The 4,723-nt window shown below is 58.0% G+C and carries 5 protein-coding genes; 4 read left to right on the plus strand and 1 reads right to left on the minus strand.

Annotated features, from left to right (window positions below; translation table 11 throughout):
* The 4 genes from VN887_10130 to VN887_10145 form a co-directional block, all read left to right on the plus strand.
* Nucleotides 1-270: ABC transporter ATP-binding protein (locus tag VN887_10130; GenBank protein ID HXT40369.1), on the plus strand; the 270-nt coding region annotated here is incomplete at its 5' end.
* A complete protein-coding gene (locus VN887_10135; protein ID HXT40370.1) occupies nt 267-1,412 on the plus strand; it encodes an FtsX-like permease family protein in 1,146 nt (381 codons plus the stop codon). The genes VN887_10130 and VN887_10135, both read left to right, overlap by 4 nt.
* Nucleotides 1,413-1,414: 2 nt before the next feature.
* Nucleotides 1,415-2,596, plus strand: coding sequence for an ABC transporter permease (locus VN887_10140; GenBank protein ID HXT40371.1), 1,182 nt, complete (start codon nt 1,415-1,417; stop codon nt 2,594-2,596).
* Entirely contained in the window at nt 2,593-3,639 is a 1,047-nt protein-coding gene (locus VN887_10145; protein HXT40372.1) for an efflux RND transporter periplasmic adaptor subunit, read from the plus strand. Before VN887_10140 ends, VN887_10145 begins: the two co-directional genes overlap by 4 nt.
* Before the next feature lie 152 nt (nt 3,640-3,791).
* On the opposite strand, the gene VN887_10150 is transcribed toward VN887_10145, so the two are convergent.
* A complete protein-coding gene (locus VN887_10150) occupies nt 3,792-4,598 on the minus strand; it encodes a hypothetical protein (GenBank protein HXT40373.1) in 807 nt (268 codons plus the stop codon).
* Nucleotides 4,599-4,723: the final 125 nt, after the last annotated feature.

Consider the following 4,723-nt stretch of genomic DNA (forward strand, 5'->3'; position numbering starts at 1 on the left):
CGTGTTGCCATCGCGCGGGCGCTCGTCACGGACCCGGGCCTCGTCGTCGCGGACGAACCGACCGGCAATCTGGACTCTCAGTCGGCGCAGGAGGTCATGGCCATATTGCAGTCGCTCAGCCGCAGCGGGAGCAAGACGGTCATCATGGTGACTCACGATCCCAAGGCGGCCGCGTTCGGGTCTCGCTCCATTCATCTGGAAAAGGGCGAACTGGTGGATGGCGGGAGCGGGGTGGGGGCGCAGCCCCTCGAACACACGCTCCGGCAATGAACACCGCCACGTTCATCGCAAAGAACGCCCTGCGCAACAAGCGCCGCGCCAGCCTGACGGTCCTCAGTGTGGCGGTCAGTTGCGCGCTGCTGGTGACGCTCCTGACCTTGCAACGCGAATTGACGATCCCGCCCGAGTCCGAGGCCGCGTCGTTGCGCGTGATCGTGCGCAACAAGGTCTCCCTGGCCCAGCCGCTGCCGGCCAAACAGCTCGCAACACTCGACAAAATCCCCGGCATCGTGGCCGTGTCGCCTTTCACTTTTTTCGGCGGCAACTTCCGCGACGAAACGGTGACCAGTTTCGCCCAGTTCGCAGTGGATCCGGCGAGGTTTGCGGGACTCATTGTCGAGGGAAAGATCGCGGGGGGTTCCTACGAGGATTTCGTCAAGGACCGCAATTCGTGTCTGGTTGGCGCCGATACGATGAAACGTTACGGTTTGAAGATCGGCGACAAAATGCGCTTCACCGGGACGTTTTATCCGGTGGATCTCGACCTGCGAATTGCGGCAGTGTTCCAGGGAACGGTGGATGATCGCGGTGTGTTCTTTCATCACAAGCTGCTGGACGAGTTGCTGGGGGATATCGGAACGGTCGGCACCTGGTATATCCGGGTTGCGTCCGCGAGCGTGGCCAACGACGTGATCGCGCGCGTGAACAAGGCCTTCGAGAACACGGCGGCGGAGGTGCGCGCCGAGACCGAGCGCGCTTTCCAGATGAGTTTCATCAGCATGTTGGGCAATGTGAAACTGCTGATCGGCTCGATCAGTTCGGTGGTGGTCTTCACGCTGATGCTGGTGACGGTGAGCACCATGAGCATGGCCATTCGCGAGCGCTTCCGCGAACTCGCCATCCTCAAGGCGCTGGGTTACCGGCGGCGGGAACTGTTCAGTTTTATTCTGGCGGAGAGCTTCGGCCTCGCGGCCCTCGGTGCGACCATCGGCATCGGTGGCGCCTGGGCCTTCTGGACGTTCACCGACCTCCAGAAACTCACGAAAGGGTTTCTGATTTATTTTGAGGTCACCCAGCGCATCATCGCTACCGGCGCCGTGGTGGCGGTCCTGCTGGCGATCATTGCCGCCATCGCGCCCTCGATCGCAGTTGCCCGGATGAGCGTGGTGGAGGGATTGAAAACATTGGATTAGCGATGGCCCTGCCACTCAAATACAACTTCCGTAACGTCGTGGTTCGCTGGCGGGCGACGCTGGCCACCGTGCTTGGCATCGCGCTGGTCGTGGCGGTCGTCGTGTTGTTGCGCGCTCTGGCCCGCGGCATCGAGGCCACAAATGCCAACACCGGCGATCCCCGCAACATTCTCGTGGTGCGCAAAGGTTCGCAGGCGGAATCGGGCAGTCTGGTCAACCGGGAACAATTCCGGACTCTGCGCTATTTCGAGGAGATCGCGCGCAACGAGCGTGGCGAGCCTTTGATCTCCGCGGAGCTCGTGCTCATCGTCAGCGCGCAACGCCGCAATGGATCCGGTGACGCGAACACATTGATTCGCGGCATCACCCCGCGCGGAATGGAACTGCGGCCGCAGGCGAAGCTGACCGACGGACGGTGGTTCACACCGGGCAGGCGCGAAGTGGTCGTGTCGCAGCGCATGGCCGCGCGGTTCGCCGGCTTCGAGACCGGCGGAACGATCAAGACGGGCGCGGACCGGCTGACGGTGGTCGGGCATTTCGACGCCGGAGGCAGCGCCTTCGACAACGAAGCCTGGATGGACGCCGATGAAGCCCGTTCAATCTTTGACCGCGAACAGTACTCCAGCGTCCTGCTGCGTCCGCGCGATGCAGTCGCCGCCGCCGCGCTCGTGAAACGCATCGAAGCGGACAAACGGCTCGCTCTGCGCGCCGAACCGGAGATGGACTATTACTCCAAACAGACGATGACCGCCCTGCCGTTCAAATTCCTGGCGTACGTCCTCGGCATCGCCATGTCCATCGGCGCAGTGTTCGCCGCCATGAACACGATGTACGCCAGTGTCGCGGCGCGCACACGCGAGGTGGGCACGCTGCGGGTGCTCGGTTATTCGCGCAGTTCGATTGTGTTGTCCTTCATGATCGAGGGCGCGTTCCTCGCCGCGATGGGCGGTGTCCTCGGCGCGCTGCTCTCGCTGGGCGTCTATACCTATGTGGTGGTGGGCAAAATCCAGTTTGGCACCATGGATTTTCAATCGTTCGCCGAAACGGTTTTCCAGTTTCGTGTGACTCCCGATCTCATGCTGATCGGGTTCGCCTTTTCCGTGGTCATCGGTCTGGCGGGGAGCTTCCTGCCGTCCCTGCGCGCCGCGCGTCTGCCGGTGATTGCCGCGCTCAAATCAATATGAACGAAGAAAAGCTGAAACAGCTTCGCATCGCCGCGGGACAAAAGCGCCGGTCGTCCCGTCCGATGTGGGCGATCATCCTCGGCGTTGCCATCGTGACCGCCGTCGTGATCTTTTTCGCCGTGCCCCGGGCGTCGGACTCGGATCGCAGCGGTCTCAAATCGAATCGAAACCTCGGGTCGCAACCGGCCGGCGGGGACAATTCGCCGGGATTGGGCGGCGGCTTTGCCGGCACAAATACCGCTGCCGCTTCGTCGTCCACGGCGGGCAGGGTGGAAGGCTCGGTGTTGACCGTCAGCGGCTACATCGTGAACCGCGAGCGGATCGAACTCAGCCCGCGCTTTCTGGGTGTCGTAAAGTGGATCGGCGTGAAGAAGGGCGATGCGGTTACGAACGGCCAGGTGGTCGTGCTGCTCGACGATGCCGAGTACAAGGCGCGTCTCCACGAGACCGAGGGCCGGCTGGCCAACGCAAAGGTCGCCGTGGAAAAGGCGGAACTGGATTTCAAGCGGGCGCACGAGCTCGTCCGGCAGAACGTGGAGATGCAGAAGTCGGAGGACGACGCGCGTCTGCAACTGGACGCAATGCGCGCCACGGTGAAGGAGGTCGAAGGCCAGGTCGAACTCATCCGGACGTATCTCGACTGGACGGTCATCAAGTCACCCATCAACGGCGTGGTGCTGGAGAAACTGGTGAATCCCGACGAACTTGTTGTGCCGCAAAGTTTCGGCGGCACGCGTGGACCGAGCACGGCGCTGATTTCAGTCGCCGACCCGAAGGATTTGCAGGTGGAGATTGAATTGAACGAAGCCGATGTGGCGAAAGCGTTCCTCGGACAGAAATGCCGGGTCAGTCCCGAAGCCTATCCGGACAAGGCTTACGACGGCGTGGTGGTGGAAATGGCGCCGGAAGCCAACCGGCAAAAAGGTACGCTGCAACTGAAGGTGCAGATCAAGAACCCGGACCGTTACCTGACGCCCGAGTTGAGCGCCAAAGTGGATTTTCTCGCGAAGGACAAGGGGTCCGCCCAGTTGTCCGAGAAATGAGCGGACATTGCCCCACATTTGTGTAAATGCGAAACCGCCACTCGCAACGGTGCTAGATAGTCCTGTTTTCCTCCGCCAGCATGGAAACGGCCATCACTTTCTTTTCGGTTTCAAGGTTGTTCGCCATAAAATTTAATCTTGAGAAGTTCAGTTTAAGTATTTTTTTCGGAAATGTGTGCTGCCAATCTCTGCATGAAATCCCGCACCCGAATATAAACGTCGTGCGCTTCCGCTTCGTTGTAGCTGGAAATGCTGTGCATGGTGTTGTTCCTCCAAAATTCTTTGAACTTGTAGAGTTCGTCGGCCATCATTCGGCAAAATTTGATGAACTCCAATTCCTTTTTATTCCTTCTCCTACCCTTATCGTACCGATCCCGCCTTAGCCTAATCTTCTTTTCGATTTGTTCAATCAGTTCGTTCCAGCCACCGTGTTCAATCGGTCTGCCTTTTAACTTCACTTTAAGATGCGTGGCCAATGTGCGCATCCCAAATTCTGCCGCTCGCATGAGGTGAAATACAGCGGCAGTATTCAAATCCATGGCTAAACAATTACCAGCCAATCGAATTTCGTCTCTGGCTGATGGAAAAGCTTTCCTTGCCTGTTTTCCAAAAAGGTTTTTTTGTTCGAGAAATTCACTTTTTTTGTTTTCAATTATCACAAACTTCCAAACAGTAAGCTCGTTTAACACGGCCATTTTAAGCTCGAATAGTGCTTGGTGAATACTTTCCGCTGTAGCGAGTTTCTTTGCGTAATGTTTTGGATCAAGCAATAAATCTACGTTCATTACTCTCGATGTAACTTCCTCCCATCCCATTTTTTCACTCTCGCAATCGGCTCCAAAGAAATTGTTAAAATGCAGCCTGATTGATTTTGCTTCCTTTTTGGAAATCAATCTCCCCGCTGGATTCTTCTCGGTTTGAGAAAGCAATTCATCAATAGTGCCTAGAAGCGGTTTCACAAGCTGACAAATTGTAAGTACTTTTCCCTTGTACCTTTACGACGGATCTGTGAAAAACTGGGGATGGCAAAACCCATGTTATCCGACTCCCAGTGGGCCCGGCTGGAGCCGCTGCTGCCGCAGTA

Origin of the sequence: Candidatus Angelobacter sp., assembly GCA_035607015.1 — a bacterium.
Classification (GTDB): Bacteria; Verrucomicrobiota; Verrucomicrobiia; order Limisphaerales; family AV2; genus AV2.